The sequence below is a fragment of the Corynebacterium sp. LaCa_23 genome (genome assembly GCF_058182375.1).
Window position 1 is genome coordinate 906,580 of the sequence record NZ_CP190825.1, and the last position, 17,034, is coordinate 923,613.

The following is a 17,034-nucleotide window of genomic DNA, read 5'->3' on the forward strand; positions in this document are numbered from 1 at the left end:
GATGGCGGGACCGAAGTTAAGTATGCAACCAGGCAAATGCCCAGTTCTAGGCTGTACAAATCCTAGCACATGGGGCTAGCGACTTTCCGCGTAGTCGGGATTGTCCATATCCAGGTAATCCGGGATATTGCCGGAGCAGCCGTAGGCGCCACCGGCGACGGCGCGGGCATTGGTGGGGACATCGACAGCAATGCGGTGGGTTTCATTTCCGCCGGCAGGAACGGCGAATTCGCGGCGGCCCACCTCGGATTTGGAGTAATCGTAGGCCTGCACGATGCAATAGGCGTCTTCATCGGTGTGATTGCGGGTCACATCGACCCAGACGCGCGTGGTGTCATCACTGAGAACCTCCTGGGTGACCATAGAGATCTGCGCATTGACGGATTCTTTTTCCCGAAAATACTGGAAACCGTAGTAAAGAAGGGTGACGAGCATGGCGGCGAAAATCAACACCAGCGCCTTATTGGTCCAGCTACCAGAGTTCTTTTGTGATTTATCGCGCGAGCCGTAGCGCGCGGCGGAGCGAGAATTTCCGGCGGAAGTCATAGCCCTACTTTAACCGAGGAGTACCATTTTCCCATTATCTACTAAGATAGTGATCTGTTCTAAAAGCTAGTTTTAAAGGGGATGGATTTTCAGTGAGCGACTTTCGCCTCCTAGCAATCCACGCACACCCGGACGATGAATCCTCCAAGGGTGCTGCGACTACGGCCCGTTACGCTGCAGAAGGTGCGGATGTAATGGTGCTGACCTGCACCGGTGGTGAACGCGGTGACATTATTAACCCGGCTATGGACCGTCCTGGTGTTAAGGAAAACATGGCTGAGGTACGCCGCGAGGAAATGGCTAAGGCAGCCCGCGCGCTTGGGGTCCAACACCAGTGGTTAGGCCACGTAGATTCCGGCCTGCCAGATCCCGAGGAAGGCAAGAGCATGGAAGACCTCTTGCCGGAAGGCTGCTTTGCCCTGATGGGCGATGATGCAGCGGCTCAGGAAATGGTGCGCGTTATTCGCTCGTTCCGCCCGCAGGTCATCATTACCTATGACGAAAATGGCGGCTATCCGCACCCGGATCACCTTATGGTTCACCGAGCATCCATGATTGCGTGGGACAAATCAGGCGACCCTGACTACCACCCAGAATTGGGAGAGCCCTGGGAGCCGCTGAAGCTGTACTACTCGCATGGCTTTGTGTACCAACGCATGAAGATGTTCCACGATCTCCTCCTTGAGGAGGGAAAGCCCAGCCCGTATGGCCCTATGCTGGCGCGTTGGGATACTGCTTTTGGCGATATTATGGCTCGCGTTACCACTCAGGTGGAGTGCGCCGATTACTTCCAAAACCGCGACGATGCGCTGCGGGCGCACGCCACGCAGATCGATCCGGCCGGTGCATTCTTGGCCACCTCCGTGGAGGTCCAACAGCGCTTGTGGCCGACGGAGGAGTTTGAGCTAGCCAAGACCCGAGTATCGACGTCTCTGCCGGAAAATGATTTATTTGCGGGCATTGAAAAGAACGAGGAGACTTAAAATATGAGCGTCTATGACTCCCTTTTCCTTGCTGCGCACGATGTCACTGTTCTTGCGCAAGGCACAGAAGGTGCTGAGGGCGGACCAATGGGCCCTGAGTTTGGTAAGGCTTCGCCCATCGGGCTGCTTATCTTGGCCATCCTAGGCGTTGCCGTGCTGGTAGCGGGCTGGAACTTCCACCGCCGCTTTTCGCGCTTTCGCCGGCGTACCATGTTCGCTGAAGACCACGGGATCGATCCATTCGATGAAGAGGCAGTGGATGCGGCGCTGAAGGAAGCTGGCCTTTACGATAACCGCAAGAAGTCGATTTTCTAGCCGGCTGGAGTAAACAACGTGACATTTCTCAAGCGGCTGATGTACCCCTTGTATGAAGCGCGCCTCGTGCGGCTTATCAAGGGCAGGCCACAGCCGAAGCACGTGGCGATCATGGCTGACGGCAACCGCCGCTGGGCGCGGGAAGCCGGGTTTACTGATATTAGCCATGGCCACCGCCAGGGTGCGAAGAAAATCGGAGAGATGATCGCGTGGTGCCGCGATACCGATATTAAGGTAGTCACCATCTACCTCTTATCCACGGAGAACTTGAAGCGCAGCCAGCAGGAAGTGCAGCTGCTTTTTGACATCATCTCTGATGTGGTCACGCACCTGTCCCGGGGAGATTTGGATTGCCAGGTGCGCCTTGTAGGCAATTTGGATTTATTGCCCGCGCCGGTAACCCAGCGCATGGTCGATGCCGCAGAGGAAACCAAGGATAACCAGGGCGTCATCGTCAATGTGGCTGTGGGCTACGGTGGGCGCCAAGAAATCGTTGATGCCGTCCAAAAATTGGTGCGCAGCGAGGCCGAAAAGGGCACCAGCGCGGCCGAGATGGCGGAGCGAGTCACCGCAGACTCGATCACAGAACACCTGTATACCAAGGGCCTGCCGGATCCGGATTTGGTGATCCGCACCTCCGGTGAGCAGCGCCTTTCCGGGTTCCTGCTGTGGCAAGCGGCCTATTCAGAAATCTGGTTCACCGATACCTATTGGCCGGCGTTCCGGAAGGTAGACTTCCTGCGCGCGCTGCGTGATTATTCCCAGCGTTCGCGCCGCTTTGGCAAGTAGCGGCTAGATTTTTCGCATCCGTACCTTTTCAACGAGGTGATGCGAGCCCTTTTTCAATACCAACGAGGCGCGCACGCGGGTGGGCAGGATGTTTTCTACCAGGTTCGGCAGGTTAATGGATTGCCAAATTTCGCGGGCTTGGGCGCGCGCCTGCTCATCATCCATATCCGCATAGGCGGCGAAGTGCGCATTCGGCCGGCGGAATTCGGTATTGCGCAGCGTGAGGAAGCGATCGATGTACCACTGCTCAATATCGTCCGTGCGGGCATCGACGTAGACGGAGAAATCAAAGAGATCCGCAATGGTGAGGGTGGGGCTGGTCTGAAGGACGTTGAGGCCCTCCAAAATCAGAATATCGGGCTGGTTGACCTCTTGGTAGCGATCTTTGACGATGTCATAGGTGATATGCGAATACAGCGGCGCCTTGACCACGGGCTTTCCGGACTTGACGTCGGTGACAAAGCGCATGAGCGCGCGGCGGTCATAGGATTCGGGAAAACCCTTGCGCTTCATTAGCCCGCGCTCTTTAAGCGTTTGGGTGGGAAAGAGGAATCCGTCCGTGGTAACCAGATCCACCTTCGGATGCGAGTCCCAGCGCTGCAAGAGCACCTGGAGGAGGCGGGCGGTGGTGGATTTACCCACGGCCACGGAACCGCCCACGCCAATGACGAAGGGCACGTGCGTGGGCGGGTTGCCCAAAAAGGCCTCGGTGGCGGCGGTGAGCTGCTGCCGGGCGGTGACCTGCATGTGGATAAGGCGGGAGAGGGGGAGATAGACGTCTGCGACCTCGTCCAAATCAATGCGGTCACCGATGCCGCGAAGTTCTTCAAGCTCGTTTTCTGTCAGCACCTGCGGCATCGATTTGCGTAGTTCACGCCAGGTTTCACGGTCAAAGTCGAGGTAGGGGCTCGAATCCAGGTTGCGCGCCATGGCTTAATTGTCGCACGCCGTAACAAGGGAATGAAAAATTTGCCCCCTGTAAGGTAGCCGAAAGGTTATGATATGTAATGGCTCATACTGCTTCCTACCGAGAAGAGGACTAGTCTTATATGGCTTCTTTCAATACTGACCTGCGCGATCTTGACCCAGATGTTTTCGGCGCTATCCAGGGAGAAATCTCCCGCCAGCGCGAGACCCTGGAAATGATCGCCTCTGAGAACTTCGTGCCGCGCGCCGTCCTGCAGGCACAGGGTTCTGTCTTGACCAATAAATACGCCGAGGGCTACCCGGGGCGTCGTTACTACGGCGGCTGTGAGCACGTCGACGTCGTTGAGGATCTTGCCCGCGACCGCGCGAAGGCGCTCTTCAACGCGGAATTTGCCAACGTGCAGCCACACTCCGGCGCGCAGGCTAATGCCGCAGTCCTGGCCAGCATCGCGGAACCGGGCGATAAGATCCTCGGCCTGTCCTTGGCCCACGGTGGGCACCTGACCCACGGCATGAAGCTGAACTTCTCCGGCAAGCTTTACGATGTCGCAGCCTACGGCGTGGACCCAGAGACCATGCGCGTGGACATGGATAAGCTGCGCGAGCAGGCACTTAAGGAGAAGCCAAAGGTTATCATCGGCGGTTGGTCCGCTTACCCGCGCACCCTGGATTTCGCGGCCTTCCGCGAAATTGCCGATGAGGTGGGCGCTTACCTGTGGGTTGATATGGCCCACTTCGCGGGTCTGGTTGCCGCGGGCCTGCACCCGAACCCTGTCGAGCACGCCGATATCGTCTCCACCACCGTGCACAAGACCTTGGGCGGTCCGCGCTCCGGCATGATCTTGGCCAAGCAGGAGTACGCAAAGAAGCTGAACTCCAATGTCTTCCCCGGCCAGCAGGGTGGACCGCTGATGCACGCGGTGGCGGCAAAGGCCATTTCCATGAAGATTGCGGCCAGCGAGGAATTCAAGGAGCGCCAGGAGCGCACCCTCGAGGGTGCCCGCATTCTGGCCGATCGCCTTTTGGCGGAAGATACGCGGGCAGCTGGCGTCGACGTCGTCTCCGGCGGCACCGATGTCCACCTCGTCCTGGCGGATCTGCGCAATTCGCAGCTCGATGGTCAGCAGGCAGAAGATCTCCTGCACCAGGTAGGAATCACCGTCAACCGCAATGCGGTCCCGAACGATCCTCGCCCGCCGATGGTCACCTCGGGCCTGCGCATCGGCACCTCCGCCCTGGCCACCCGTGGCCTCGATGCGGAAGCCTTCACCGAGGTTGCCGATGTCATCGGTACCGCCTTGGCACAGGGCAATAATGCCGATGTCGAGGCACTTCGCCGGCGCGTCGATAAGATCGCGGAGGACTACCCGCTGTATGAGGGCCTCGAGGACTGGAAGCTGGTTTAGTCCTTATCTTCTGAGGACTCCTCTGCGGCGTCCTTGTGGACGTCGTGGCCGCGAGCCTGCGCCAGCGTGGCGCGGGCTTGCTGCAGCCACTCCGGCTGCTTTTCCAAAAGCTCGCTGATTTCCGCGGTGGTCAGCGGCTTATCCATGTCATTCTTCTTTAGCGCGGTAACGGAAATGCCCAGTTTGTGGGCAACTTCCTGCCGGGGGTGGGGGCCTTTGCGGCGCAGCGTTTGCAGCCACTGCGGGGGATTGTGCTGCAGCTCGCGCAGTTCCTCGTGGCTGACCGCGCTATTTTGAAATTCTTCAGGCGCGGCGGGCAGATAGATATTCAGCTTTTTAGCGGCGGTCTGCGCGCGCATCGCGGTACCGGACGGTTGCTGTTGGTTATGTTGTTCACTCACGGTTTAACCGTAGCACTTTCAGTAGACTGTGCTCCATGCTGCGCTTAGCCTTTGTGACCGGTACGGAACCTGGAAAATGGTTTCAGAGATTTCAGGACAATACTGCCCACGGCGGTTTATCCACCGTCGATGCGGATGACAGCATGGCAGAATTGCTCGCAGGTCACGTGGATCTGGCGCTAACGCGCCTGCCGGATCCGCGGGTGGATGACTCTTTCCACGTGGTGCGCCTTTATGAGGAGGCCCCTGGCATTGCGGTCCCGAAAGATTCAGTTTATGCGGAGGTGGGCGAGGCGCTTGCGCTTGCCGATGTCTCCGATGAGCACCTTAACTACCGCCTCACCGATGCCGGTGAGGTCGATATCGCCGCCGTGCGCGAGGCCCTGCAGGTGGTCGCGGCCAATGTGGGCATCGCCATCGCACCGCTGCCGCTGCTAAAAATCCTCAGCAAGAAACAGGTGGTTCCGCTTGCGCTGAAGGGCAGCGAGGTGCCGGTCACCGAAATTGCCTTGGTCTGGCGAAAGGCGGAGGATAGCGAGGCAATTCAGGACTTTGTGGGCATCGCTAAGGGGCGTACCGCCCGCTCCTCCAGGCAGGAGAAGCCGAAGCGCACGGCCCGCGAAAAAGCTAAAGCCAAACAGTCTCGAAGGATTGTTAACAATCCGTTACAGAAACAAAAGAAGCGCCCTAAGCAGCGTAAACGGCGATGAACTGAAACCTGAACCGCGCAAACCTCGGTGCACAGAGTGGCGACATAGTGCACTTGGGGTCTACGGTGGGCTGCGCTCGCCTCAACGGCGGCCTAAAACTACAGTGAACTAATTTTCGGCTGAAAATCGAAAGGTAGATCTAGAAATGCGCAAGATGACTCGTCGTATCGCAGGTGGCTTCGCGGCCGCAACCCTCTCCGTTGCTCTCGTAGCATGCTCAGATGCAGAGGATGCTGCCGATGACGCGAAGGATGCCGCTGGCTCCGTAGCCGCAGACGCCTCGGATGCTGCTGGTTCTGCCGCATCCGATGCTACCGATGCCGCTGGTTCCGCTGCCGCAGAGGCAACCGGCTCTAAAGACGATAATGCAGAGGGCGCCAAGGGCGATACCCAGACCATCACCACCGCACATGGCGAGGAGGAAGTTCCGGCTGATCTCGCCGCCGCCATCGAGGAAAAGCAGGCTGAGTGGGGCGACGTGCAGAGCGTAGAGTCCTCCGATAAGGGCACCCTGGCTACCTTCGAGGGTGGCAAGCACTTGGTCTACTCTGAGGAGACTGGCGCACAGCCGGTCATCGGCAAGATTGCTGAGACCTGGGTCAACGAGGGCGGCCTCGACGCCTCCGTTGGCCTGCCTACCAACCCAGAGGCTGACGCAACCGACGCAAACGGCTGGACCCAAGAGTTTAGCAACGGCACCATCTCCTGGACCGAGGGTGAAGACGGCCAATTCAAGGCTGATATCGAGGCCTAAAGGCTAAAATTCGGCGCCTGCCCAAGCGGCACGCCGAACACTCTCGTCACTTTCCCTGCGGGTTTTCCCGCAGGGATTTGTCGTTTTCTTAAAGTTCATCTTCCACCCATGTGATTTCAACCTTGGGTGCTTAGGTTGGGTGGCAACCCCTAAAGGATCGCGATCATTAGCGGTCCTGGGGGAGATAGACAAGGAAGAACAGCTTTCTACCGTTTCACAAAGGAAGATTCCTGCCACCATGACTCGCCCCTCTGTACTTTCTACTCCACTAGGCACCACGGAAAATGACGTCGCTACCAAGACCTACGTCCTTGATACCTCGGTCTTATTATCTGACCCGTGGGCGCTGCGAAAATTCGCCGAACACGAGGTTGTCCTTCCCGTCGTGGTTATCTCTGAATTGGAAGGAAAACGTCATCACCCGGAGCTTGGCTGGTTCGCCCGCCAAGCTCTTCGCTTTTTGGAAGAGCTGCGCGCTACCTATGAGGCGCTTGACCAACCCGTTCCGGTCAACGTGGCCGGCGGTACCCTGCGGGTAGAGCTCAATCACCAAGACCAATCGCTCTTGCCGGCCGCATTCCGCGGTCCGGAAGGAGACCACCGCATCTTGGCCTGCGCCTTGAACCTCGCGCACGAGGGCAAGGACACGGTCCTAGTGACCAAGGACGTACCGCTGCGCGTCAAGGCCGGCGCCGTGGGCGTGCCGGCCGATGAATACCACGCCCAGGATGTCATTTTGACCGGGTACTCCGGTATGGCCACCGCCTATACCACCACGGATGTCATCGATGCCCTCTACAGCGATGGGGAAGTGCTGCTCGATGGGGCCGTCACGGACGATGACACCCCGGTGGAAGACCTGCCGGTGCACTGCGGCATCACCTTGGTAGCCGGCGCGCAATCTGCTCTGGGCCGCATCATGCCGGACGGGGCGGTGCGCCTGGTACGCGGCGATCGAAATGCCTTTGGACTGCAGGGTCGTTCGGCGGAACAGCGCATCGCCCTCGATCTCCTGTTGGACCCGGAGGTTGGCATCGTGTCCATCGGCGGTAGGGCAGGCACCGGCAAATCCGCGCTGGCCTTATGCGCCGGCTTGGAGGCGGTCTTAGAGCGCGGTGAACATCGCCGCATCGTGGTCTTCCGGCCCATGTACGCCGTCGGCGGGCAATCGCTGGGGTACCTGCCGGGCTCCGAATCAGAGAAGATGAACCCGTGGGCCCATGCGGTCTATGACACCTTGGAAGGTCTAGTCTCTGAAAATGTGCTCGAGGAGATCCACGAACGCGGTCTCATCGAGGTCCTGCCGCTGACCCATATTCGCGGCCGTTCTTTGCACGATGCCTTCGTTATCGTGGACGAGGCGCAGTCGCTGGAGCGCAATGTTTTGCTCACAGTGCTCTCGCGCTTGGGGGAAGGTTCGCGAGTAGTGCTCACCCATGACGTTGCCCAGCGCGATAACCTGCGGGTGGGCCGCCACGATGGGGTACAGGCGGTCATCGAAAAGCTCAAGGGCCATGAGCTCTTCTCACACATTACCCTTCAGCGTTCGGAGCGCTCTGCCATTGCGGAGCTGGTAACGGATCTGTTGGAGGGCAATGGCTAAGGGGAGGGATGAAAGCGTGTTCGCAGACAGCGAATTTAATCAAATTTATATGGCAAAAATCACCCAAGACCAGTAATAATGGTGCCTATGAGCGAGAACGCCAAGCAAACGTCTGCGGACGAAAAGAAAAAGGATTTCCGTATCCGGCCCTTCACGTCGGCCGATTACCCGCAGATGCGGGAGATCTACGAGCAGGGCCTGCAAACCGGCCATGCCACCTATGAGACCCGTTCCTTGACCTACGAGGAGTTTACGAACTCCAAGATCATGGCTTCGGTGCACGTAGCCGTTGAGGCGGACGATGATTCCAAGGTATTGGGGTGGGTTTCGGCCGCCCCGATTTCCTCGCGCACCGTCTTCCACGGCGTCGTGGAGGATTCCATCTACTTGGGATCTGATGCCCAAGGCCGTGGCATCGCCGGGGCCTTGCTCGATTGCCTCATTGAGGTGTGCAAGGACCTGCACAAGTGGGCCATCCACTCCTGGATCTTCCCGGAAAATGAAGGCTCTGCGGGCCTGCACAAGTCCCGCGGCTTTGAAAAGGTCGGCACCTACTCCCACATGGCCAAGATGACCTATGGCGAGTTGGCCGGTCAGTGGCGCGATACCGATGTCTACGAGCTCCTGCTCCCCAAGCCGGAGGAAAAGAACCGCTAAATACACTGTGTCTAGTAACCACGAAGGCCGTAGCGATACCGAGGGAATTAATAATCTCGGTCGCTACGGCTTTTAGTCGTTTTCTACTTCGCGAGGCCGCCGGGTGGGTAGCAGAGGGCGGACTCGATGGGGGCATCGGCAAGCGGCAGGCTACCGCGCAGCGCATGCAGCTCCCTTAATCGATCGTCTCCCTCAGGCGCTCTTCGCGCAGGGGAAGCAGGACGATCAGGGCGATGATGACGAGCGGGACCATCAGCGCGATGACCGGGGTGAGGCCATCGTTATAGGAATTGAGGATCGCTTGCTCGAGGGGCTCTGGCAGGGAAGAGACCATATCCGGGGTGAGGCTATTGGCATTGCCATTGGCGTTATTGAACTTCTCAGCATAGGCCGCGCCCTCGGGGCCCAGCTGCTGGATGGCCTGCGGCAGGCGGTTGGCCATCTCATCCTGCATATTGTTGATGAACATGGAACCAACCAGGGAAGCGCCCAGGGCAGAACCGATCTGGCGGAAGAAGTTATTCGCCGCGGTGGCCGTGCCCACCTGGGACAGTGGGAAGGAGTTCTGAACAATGAGCACGAGCACCTGCATCACCATGCCTAGGCCGATGCCGAAGGCGAGGAATTCGAAGCCCAGCTGAATGAGGGACGTGTCTACCGAGAGGCGGGACATCCAGAACAGGGCGCCGGCGGTAATGGCCAGGCCGATGAGGGGGTAGATCTTGTAGCGGCCGGTGCGGGCGATGATGAAGCCGACGCCGGTGGAGGTGCCGATAAGGCCAATCATCATCGGAATCATCATCAGGCCCGCGTTAGTGGGCGATAGGGTATGGACCATCTGCAGGTAGGTGGGCATATAGCCCAGCACGCCGAACATGGCCAGGCCCAAGATGACGCCGGATAGGGTGGTCAGGGCCATGTTGCGGTTCTTGAAGAGGCGCACCGGGATGAGCGGCTCGGCAGCGCGCAATTCCACGATGGTGGTAATGATCGCGCCGACGAGGGTGATGGCACCCAAGGTGAGGATCATGGTGGAATCCCAGTCGTACTCGGTGCCGCCCCAGGTGGTCATGAGGATAAGGGAGGCGGTGGTAATGGCGATGAAGGTGGCGCCGAGCCAGTCAAAGCGCTTCATATCGGCCTGGCCCACGCGCAGGTTGAGCACCAGAATGCAGACCACCATGGCCAGCAGGCCGAGCGGGATATTCATCCACATGCCCCAGCGCCAGCCGGGGCCATCAGTAAACCAGCCGCCCAAGACGGGGCCAAGGACAGAGGACAGGCCGAAGACGCCGCCCATGATGCCCATGAACTTGCCGCGCTCACGGGAGGAGGTGACCTCGGCGATGATGGACTGTGAGGAAATCATCATGAACCCAGCGCCGAAGCCTTGCACGGCGCGGGCGATGATGAGCACCGTCATGGAATCGGCAAAACCGCCGATGGCGGAACCCACGACGAAGACGGCGATGCCGCCAATGTAGAGCCACTTGCGGCCCAGCATGTCACCTAGCTTGCCGGAAATCGGCATGGCGATGGTCATGGTGACAAGGAATGCGGAGATGACCCAGCTCATGTGGTCAACGCCGCCAAGCTCACCAACAATCGTTGGCAAAGCGGAAGAGAAGATCATTTGGCCCAGGGAGCTCATCAACATGGTGAGCACCAGCGCAGAGAAAATGAGCCCCAGGTTATCCGCCCGCGACTGGCCCTGCGCAGGAGCCTTTTCGGCTGTATCTACCATCGGATTCCTTTCATAACATCATTAATCAACATCAGTGAATCATTCAGACGCGAACTCAGGGCGTGGCTGCAATCGCTATCGGGAGCGGCGATGGAAAGCCAGAGGGCCTCGCGGACCACTCCGGCGATGACCATGGCCTCCGTTGCCGTGGAATGGTCCTCGAGGACGCGCAGTTCCGGTTCCCAGTCAAGGCGCTCCTCAATGAGCCCAATAAGCTCGATGGATTTCGCCCGCTTGCGGCTAATGGAGGCGGCGGCCGCCTCTGGGTCATTAGCAATGCGCTTGCGTCGCTCCCGAATCGTGGGATTAACGTGATGGCCCTCCATGTGCTGTTCCACCAGGTTAAGGACGAGCTCCATGATGTTGGTGGTGGGCTCGTGGAGGAAATACTCGCGCATTTCCGCGGTGAAGTCAGCGCTTGGCGCCCCAAGCACGGCGGATTCCTTCGAATCGAAATAATTAAAAAACGTGCGCCGAGAAATACCGGCTAGTTCGCAGATCTCTTCAATAGTGACCTCGCCAAAGGAATGCTTATCCACCAATTCGGTGGCGGCATCCTCAATGCGTAGCCGCGTTTCTAGGCGTTTCTGCTCGCGTAGTGATAGTTCTTCTTGCACAGAATGCAACTTTACACTCGGTGCAAACTTGCACCAAGTGCAAAACGGGTGATTTTGTAGATGTGTACGCTGAATTTATGGTGGGGGGTCACAGCATGCGCTTGCCGATGCCCCTGTCTTTGCGCGCACTTCCCGTACCCGGTCATGTTCCCAGGCATGCGAAAACCCCGCTCAGAAGTGATTTCCGAGCGGGGTTACAGCGCTAAAAGCGGCTGAGATTAGATATTGTCGCGCTCGCGGTTGGTCATGCTCAATACATCCAAGCGCTTGTCCAGCTCTTCCTCGGTGAGGTTCTCGCCGTCAACAAAGCCCAAGTCGATAACGGCCTGGCGGACGGTGATCTTCTCGTTGAGGGCGTGCTTTGCGGCCTTTGCAGCGTTCTCGTAGCCGATAGCGGAGTTCAGCGGGGTCACGATGGAAGTGGAGGACTCCGCGAAGTGCTTCATGCGCTCCTCGTTGGCCTCGATGTGGTCGACACACTTCTCAGCAAAGACGCGGGCGGAGTTGGCCAGCAGGCGAGCGGACTCGAGCACGTTGCGCGCCATCATCGGGATGAAGACGTTGAGCTCGAACTGGCCCTGTGCGCCGCCGAAAGCAACGGCTGCGTCATTGCCCACGACCTGGCCGGCCACCATGGTAACCGCCTCAGGGATAACCGGGTTGACCTTGCCCGGCATGATGGAGGAACCAGGCTGCAGGTCCTTCAGGTGGATTTCTGCCAGGCCGGTCAGCGGGCCGGAGCCCAGCATACGCAGGTCATTGGCAATCTTGTTGAAGGACACGGCCACCGAGCGCATGGCGCCGGAGAACTCTACGAGGCCATCGCGGTTAGCCTGTGCCTCGAAGTGGTTTTCTGCTTCCTTCAAGTTCTCAACACCGGTGAGCTGCTTGAGCTCCTCGGTCACCTTGCCGCCGAACTCAGCGGAGGTATTCAGGCCGGTGCCGGTGGCGGTACCGCCGATGGCGAGCTCGCCCAAGCGCGGGAGGGTAGCCTCGATGCGCTCGATGCCGAGCTCTACCTGGCGGGCGTAGCCGCTGAACTCCTGGCCCAGGGTGATTGGGGTGGCGTCCATGAGGTGGGTGCGGCCGGCCTTGACGACGTCCGCGAATTCCTTCGCCTTCTTGGTCAGGGACTCGTGCAGGACCTTCAGACCCGGAATGAGGTCATTGACGGCTGCTTCCGTGGCCGCTACGTGGGTAGCGGTGGGGAAGGTGTCATTGGAGGACTGGCCCATGTTGACGTCATCGTTCGGGTGAACCTCGACGCCCTGCTTATGTGCCAGGGAAGCGATGACCTCGTTGGTGTTCATATTGGAAGAGGTACCGGAACCGGTCTGGAAGACGTCAATGGGGAAGGCGTCGTTGTGCTTGCCTTCTGCGATTTCCTTCGCAGCGGCGATAATGGCGTCTGCCTTTTCCGCATCCAGGCTGCCGGAATCCTTATTGACCTGTGCGCATGCAGCCTTGAGCAGGCCGAGCGCGCGGATCTGCGCATTTTCCAGGCCGCGGCCGGAGATGGGGAAGTTGTCTACCGCGCGCTGGGTCTGTGCGCGCCACAGGGCATCGGCGGGAACTTTAACCTCGCCCATAGTGTCATGTTCGGTACGGTATTCGGTCATGAAAATCACCTCGGTTAATTGAATGTGTGTGTCTACCCCCAGTATGGCGAAAAGCTAAAAACTAGAGCGCGAAAAGCCCAAGCCCGCCCCGCCATTTGGGGGTGAGGTTTAGTTCTTGGTGGGGTCCGAGTAGTCCACGACGGAGTATTCCTGCAGCTTAGCTAGCTTGTGGAAGGAATCGACGTAGCGAATGGTGCCGGATTTAGAACGCATGACCAGCGAACGGGTGGAGGCACCATTATTGCGGTAGGAGACACCGCGCAGCATGTCACCGTTGGTCACGCCGGTGGCGGCGAAGTAGCAGTTCTTGGAGGAGACCAAGTCATTGGTGCCCAAGACCTTATCCAGGTCGTGTCCGGCGGCGCGGGCCTTTTCTGCTTCCACTTCATCCTTTGGCCACAGCTTGCCCTGGATTTCGCCGCCCATACACCGCATGGCGCAGGCGGTGATAATGCCCTCAGGGGTGCCGCCAATGCCCATCATCATGTCGATGGAGTTGGAATCCTGGCAGGTAGCGATGGCACCTGCCACATCGCCGTCCATGATGAGGCGCACCTTGGCGCCTGCCTCGCGGATTTCCTGGATGAGCTTTTCGTGGCGCGGGCGGTCCAAAACCACCACGGTGACATCCGCGGTGCGCAGGCCCTTCGCCTTGGCCACGGACTCGATATTCCACTGCACGGACTGGTTGATATCGATGGAACCGACGGCTTCTGGGCCCACGGCGATCTTTTCCATGTAGAAGACCGCGGACGGGTCATACATGGTGCCGCGCTCAGCGGCGGCGATCACGGAAATGGCATTGGGGCGGCCCTCAGCCATCAACCGCGTGCCGTCCACGGGATCCACGGCGATGTCCATCGCCGCACCCTCACCGGTGCCGACCTCTTCGCCGTTGAAGAGCATCGGGGCCTCATCCTTTTCGCCCTCGCCAATGACGACGACACCCTTCATCGCCACGGAGTTAATCAGCTTGCGCATGGCATCGACTGCCGCGCCATCGCCCTCATTCTTCATGCCACGACCAACCCAGCGGCCAGAGGCCAAGGCGGCGGCTTCGGTCACGCGCACCAGCTCCATGGCCAAGTTACGGTCGGGCAAATAAGAAGTATTTTCGGACATGTGTAGTGGTTGCCTTCCATGTGTTCTCACCGTGGGGGTAATTCCCACGCGCTTAGTGTTCTACTTTTCCTATTCTGGCACTTTTTGGCGCCAATAGGTCCGATTTGGGGCCCCTTTTGTGGGGATTTTCCTTGTTATTGGCGGCATTAACGGCGCGAATGTGCGCACGCGGGAGGCATGTGGCACTTTCACGGCGGCTCATGCGATACTAAGGCGCGTGGCAGCAGAACAAAGACCGAAGATTTTCGAAGGCGCTCGCGACATCATTTTGTCCCTATCCGTAGTGGTCGTCATGATGTTGCTCGTGGTGGGCGCGACCGGGCTCTGCTCGGTCAATCCGGAAACAGCGCAAGGCCCAGTCCAAGAGGTAGACGAGGAGACCTTCCTGGATACGCAGGCCCGCGCCGGTATTGGCGCCATCCGAGATCCCCAGATGCCTGAAGGCTGGCAGGCCAATGCGGCCCGCCGCTCGCAGCTAGGCGGCGAGACAGCCACCGTCGTCAGCTGGCTGACTGCGGACGGAAACTACGTGGAATCCACCCAAACGCAGGTTTCTGCAGAAGACGCGGGCGAAAAATACGATGCGAACTACCGCGGGCTGAACTCTACGCGCGAGGTAGCCGGTCAGCAGGTGCGCGTGCTGGCAAGCGATGACGATTCGGTGCGCCGCTTGTGGATTGTTGACCTGGGCGATGCCCGCCTCATCATCTCTGGCGCGGCCCCCGATGAAGAATTCGCCGCCGCCACCGAGGCCTTTATCAAGGCCAAGCCTATAAGCGGAAAGTAACCTCGCTGAGCCCCTCAGAGTCCGCTTCCACCGTGATTCCTTCAGTATTACCGGTGGCTTCTTCTAAGCCAGCGGCATCCAGGCCGCTCAGCCGCGTCTTTTCTAGGTAGACATCCACGCGCTCGCGCTGAGAACGCTGCGGGTAGATGGAGACTTGGACCACGTGGGCATCGGCAAGCAGCAGCACGATGGACCGGGAAAAGTAGCTTAGTTCCTCCTCGGTGCCCGAAACCTGGGTGCTGGTATGCGCCGGCCCGAAGAACTCCTCTACCAGCGCGCGGGAATCACCGCCCATGATGGAGCCTGCCGATGCCGATTTGGATACGAAATCAATCCGCTTTCCCGGGTAACCATAAATCTGCACTACTCTTCACCCTCCTCGGCCTGCTGCTCGTTGTTTTCTGCCTTCTCTAGGGCATCTTCCACGCGCTTGGAAGCGCCATCCAGGTGGGACTCGCACGTGCGGGCAAGCGCCTCGCCGCGCTCCCAGTATTTTAGGGACTCATCCAGGCCCATTTGGCCGAGCTCTAGAATCTTGACGGTCTCAATGAGCTCATCGCGCGCCTGCTCGTAGCTCAATTCCTCTACGGGAGTAAAGGCATCCTGGCCCGGCTGGCCGGAACCAATGGTTTCATCTGACATCAGCAATTCTCCTACTATTTCTGGCTAATCGGCGGCCTGGGAGGCCATGGACACGGCGGTGATGGAACCATCGCCCACGCGAATGCGCAATTGCGCGCCGGGCGGTGATTGCTCATAAGAGCTGACGACCTCCGGATCGCTGCCATCTTTGGGCAAGACCTGGACAATAGAATACCCACGGGCAAGCGTGGCCGAAGGCCCCAAAGCAGAAACCCGCGCGCGCAGGGACTCCACGTGCCGGGTCTCGCGATCCAGCAGCACCCGCAGCTCGCGGCGCATACTCGTGCGCATGCGCTCGACCTCCTCGCGGCGGGCGCGGATGGGCGTCATCGGATCGGCCAGCACCGGGCGCGAGCGGATATTATTCAATCCACGGCGCTCACGTTCCACCCAGCCGCGCAAGGCCGCCGCCATGCGGGATCGCGCCTCAGCGATGACCGCGCGTTCCTCTGCTACCGACGGGACCACGCGCTTGGCGGCGTCCGTCGGGGTAGCCGCGCGCAGATCCGCCACGTTATCGAGCACCGGGCTATCCGGCTCGTGGCCAATCGCGGAGACCACCGGGGTACTTGCGGCCACGACGGCGCGTTGCAGGGCTTCTTCAGAAAAGGGCAGGAGGTCTTCGACGGAACCGCCACCGCGGGCGATGATGATGACATCGATCTGCGCATCGGCGTCGAGCTCCTGCAGGGCGGAAATCACCTCGGGGACGGTATTCGCCCCCTGGACCGCAGTATTAATGACGCGGAATTGCACGGCCGGCCACCGGTCGCGGGCTACTGCCATAACATCGCGCTCGGCGGCAGAACCGCGGCCTGTAATCAGGCCGATTTTCTGCGGGAGGTAGGGAAGCGGGCGCTTGCGCGCGGGATCAAAGAGGCCTTCTGCGGCAAGCTGCGCGCGTAGCTTTTCGATGCGCGCCAACAAATCGCCGATGCCTACGTGCCGGATCTCCGTGGTCCACAGGGAAAAGGATCCGCGGCCGGCATAAAAGGCGGGCTTGCCGTGCACGATGACGCGGTCGCCATCTTTTAGCGGCGTGGGCAAGTTGTGCAGCATTGAGGACGAGCAAGTCAATTGCACCGACTTTTCCTGCTGGACATCGCGCAGGGTGAGATAGGACAGCTTCCAGGTGGGCTTGTAATTAATCTGCGTTAACTGGCCTTCCACCCACAGGTATCCTAGGCGCTCGATCCATCCCTTCACCTGGTCATTGACCTGGCCCACGGGCCACGGGGTCTCTGGAGTATTTGCCGGTTGGTTCACGCAGCCACCCTTTCCTTGTACAGCGCCATACAGTGCCTTTTAGTGTAGGTGCTCAGGGCCCGTGGCGCCCCGCTTGGGTGGCCTAGATGGGCGCTTTCCCTGCTGGATAGGCCTTACTATTGTTTTGCTTTACCTTTCGATACTCT

Annotated in this window: 19 protein-coding genes; 9 read left to right on the forward strand and 10 right to left on the reverse strand. The window is 59.4% G+C overall.

The genetic code is table 11. The annotated features are described in order from the left end of the window. Window positions 1-75: 75 nt before the first annotated feature. The gene (locus tag ACP8IT_RS04495; RefSeq protein ID WP_005280027.1) at window positions 76-546 is read right to left on the reverse strand and encodes a DUF4307 domain-containing protein; all 471 of its coding nucleotides are present in this window, start codon (window positions 544-546) and stop codon (window positions 76-78) included. A gap of 92 nt (window positions 547-638) precedes the next feature. Between ACP8IT_RS04495 and mca the strand changes: the two genes are divergently transcribed. Genes mca through ACP8IT_RS04510 form a run of 3 tightly spaced genes read left to right on the forward strand, consistent with a single transcriptional unit; the run spans window position 639 to window position 2,633 of the window. Beyond that, window positions 639-1,529, forward strand: coding sequence for a mycothiol conjugate amidase Mca (gene mca, locus ACP8IT_RS04500; protein ID WP_023017686.1), 891 nt, complete (start codon window positions 639-641; stop codon window positions 1,527-1,529). 3 nt (window positions 1,530-1,532) lie between these two features. Beyond that, window positions 1,533-1,844 carry a hypothetical protein gene (locus ACP8IT_RS04505; protein ID WP_005280029.1) on the forward strand — a complete coding sequence of 104 codons (312 nt, stop codon included), beginning with the start codon at window positions 1,533-1,535 and terminating at the stop codon, window positions 1,842-1,844. Window positions 1,845-1,862: 18 nt separating this feature from the next. Then, entirely contained in the window at window positions 1,863-2,633 is a 771-nt protein-coding gene (locus ACP8IT_RS04510; protein WP_278722661.1) for an isoprenyl transferase, read from the forward strand. A gap of 3 nt (window positions 2,634-2,636) precedes the next feature. Here ACP8IT_RS04510 and coaA read toward each other — a convergent pair whose 3' ends face one another. Next, window positions 2,637-3,563 carry a type I pantothenate kinase gene (gene coaA / locus ACP8IT_RS04515; protein ID WP_023017688.1) on the reverse strand — a complete coding sequence of 309 codons (927 nt, stop codon included), beginning with the start codon at window positions 3,561-3,563 and terminating at the stop codon, window positions 2,637-2,639. Between the two features lie 119 nt (window positions 3,564-3,682). On the opposite strand from coaA, the gene glyA reads away from it, so the two are divergent. Beyond that, the gene (gene glyA / locus ACP8IT_RS04520; protein WP_490290478.1) at window positions 3,683-4,966 is read left to right on the forward strand and encodes a serine hydroxymethyltransferase; all 1,284 of its coding nucleotides are present in this window, start codon (window positions 3,683-3,685) and stop codon (window positions 4,964-4,966) included. Here glyA and ACP8IT_RS04525 read toward each other — a convergent pair. Then, a complete protein-coding gene (locus ACP8IT_RS04525; protein ID WP_005280033.1) occupies window positions 4,963-5,367 on the reverse strand; it encodes a DUF5997 family protein in 405 nt (134 codons plus the stop codon). The genes glyA and ACP8IT_RS04525 overlap by 4 nt on opposite strands. Window positions 5,368-5,402: 35 nt before the next feature. Between ACP8IT_RS04525 and ACP8IT_RS04530 the strand changes: the two genes are divergently transcribed. The 4 genes from ACP8IT_RS04530 (at window position 5,403) to ACP8IT_RS04545 (ending at window position 9,091) form a co-directional block, all read left to right on the forward strand. Then, window positions 5,403-6,077, forward strand: a complete 675-nt coding sequence (locus ACP8IT_RS04530) for a LysR family transcriptional regulator substrate-binding protein (RefSeq protein ID WP_005280034.1) — start codon at window positions 5,403-5,405, stop codon at window positions 6,075-6,077. Between the two features lie 154 nt (window positions 6,078-6,231). After that, entirely contained in the window at window positions 6,232-6,831 is a 600-nt protein-coding gene (locus ACP8IT_RS04535; RefSeq protein WP_330919333.1) for an LGFP repeat-containing protein, read from the forward strand. Window positions 6,832-7,069: 238 nt separating this feature from the next. Continuing rightward, on the forward strand, window positions 7,070-8,434 hold the full coding sequence (gene phoH2 / locus ACP8IT_RS04540) for an RNA 5'-3' helicase PhoH2 (RefSeq protein ID WP_490290479.1): 1,365 nt from the start codon (window positions 7,070-7,072) through the stop codon (window positions 8,432-8,434). 78 nt (window positions 8,435-8,512) lie between these two features. After that, window positions 8,513-9,091 carry a GNAT family N-acetyltransferase gene (locus ACP8IT_RS04545; RefSeq protein WP_005280037.1) on the forward strand — a complete coding sequence of 193 codons (579 nt, stop codon included), beginning with the start codon at window positions 8,513-8,515 and terminating at the stop codon, window positions 9,089-9,091. 175 nt (window positions 9,092-9,266) lie between these two features. On the opposite strand, the gene ACP8IT_RS04550 is transcribed toward ACP8IT_RS04545, so the two are convergent. The 4 genes from ACP8IT_RS04550 to glpX form a co-directional block, all read right to left on the reverse strand. Further along, window positions 9,267-10,835, reverse strand: coding sequence for an MDR family MFS transporter (locus ACP8IT_RS04550; protein ID WP_490290480.1), 1,569 nt, complete (start codon window positions 10,833-10,835; stop codon window positions 9,267-9,269). After that, the gene (locus ACP8IT_RS04555) at window positions 10,829-11,452 is read right to left on the reverse strand and encodes a TetR/AcrR family transcriptional regulator (RefSeq protein WP_126318716.1); all 624 of its coding nucleotides are present in this window, start codon (window positions 11,450-11,452) and stop codon (window positions 10,829-10,831) included. The genes ACP8IT_RS04550 and ACP8IT_RS04555 overlap by 7 nt, the downstream gene beginning before the upstream one ends. 218 nt (window positions 11,453-11,670) lie before the next feature. Next, window positions 11,671-13,071, reverse strand: a complete 1,401-nt coding sequence (locus tag ACP8IT_RS04560) for a class II fumarate hydratase (protein WP_490290481.1) — start codon at window positions 13,069-13,071, stop codon at window positions 11,671-11,673. 108 nt (window positions 13,072-13,179) lie between these two features. Further along, window positions 13,180-14,193: a class II fructose-bisphosphatase gene (glpX, locus tag ACP8IT_RS04565; RefSeq protein WP_490290482.1), complete on the reverse strand. Its 1,014-nt coding sequence runs from the start codon at window positions 14,191-14,193 to the stop codon at window positions 13,180-13,182. A 217-nt stretch (window positions 14,194-14,410) separates the two neighbouring features. On the opposite strand from glpX, the gene ACP8IT_RS04570 reads away from it, so the two are divergent. Next, window positions 14,411-14,980 (forward strand): DUF4245 domain-containing protein, encoded by a 570-nt coding sequence (locus ACP8IT_RS04570; RefSeq protein WP_034658361.1) that lies wholly within the window; start codon window positions 14,411-14,413, stop codon window positions 14,978-14,980. Here ACP8IT_RS04570 and ACP8IT_RS04575 read toward each other — a convergent pair. From ACP8IT_RS04575 to xseA, 3 genes are read right to left on the reverse strand one after another with little or no spacing between them, the layout of a single operon-like run. Further along, window positions 14,964-15,344, reverse strand: coding sequence for a hypothetical protein (locus tag ACP8IT_RS04575; protein WP_005280051.1), 381 nt, complete (start codon window positions 15,342-15,344; stop codon window positions 14,964-14,966). The two genes, ACP8IT_RS04570 and ACP8IT_RS04575, sit on opposite strands and share 17 nt — an antisense overlap. Beyond that, a complete protein-coding gene (locus ACP8IT_RS04580; RefSeq protein ID WP_005280052.1) occupies window positions 15,344-15,622 on the reverse strand; it encodes an exodeoxyribonuclease VII small subunit in 279 nt (92 codons plus the stop codon). The genes ACP8IT_RS04575 and ACP8IT_RS04580 overlap by 1 nt, the downstream gene beginning before the upstream one ends. Before the next feature lie 24 nt (window positions 15,623-15,646). Next, entirely contained in the window at window positions 15,647-16,888 is a 1,242-nt protein-coding gene (xseA, locus tag ACP8IT_RS04585; protein ID WP_284609612.1) for an exodeoxyribonuclease VII large subunit, read from the reverse strand. Window positions 16,889-17,034 lie beyond the last annotated feature (146 nt).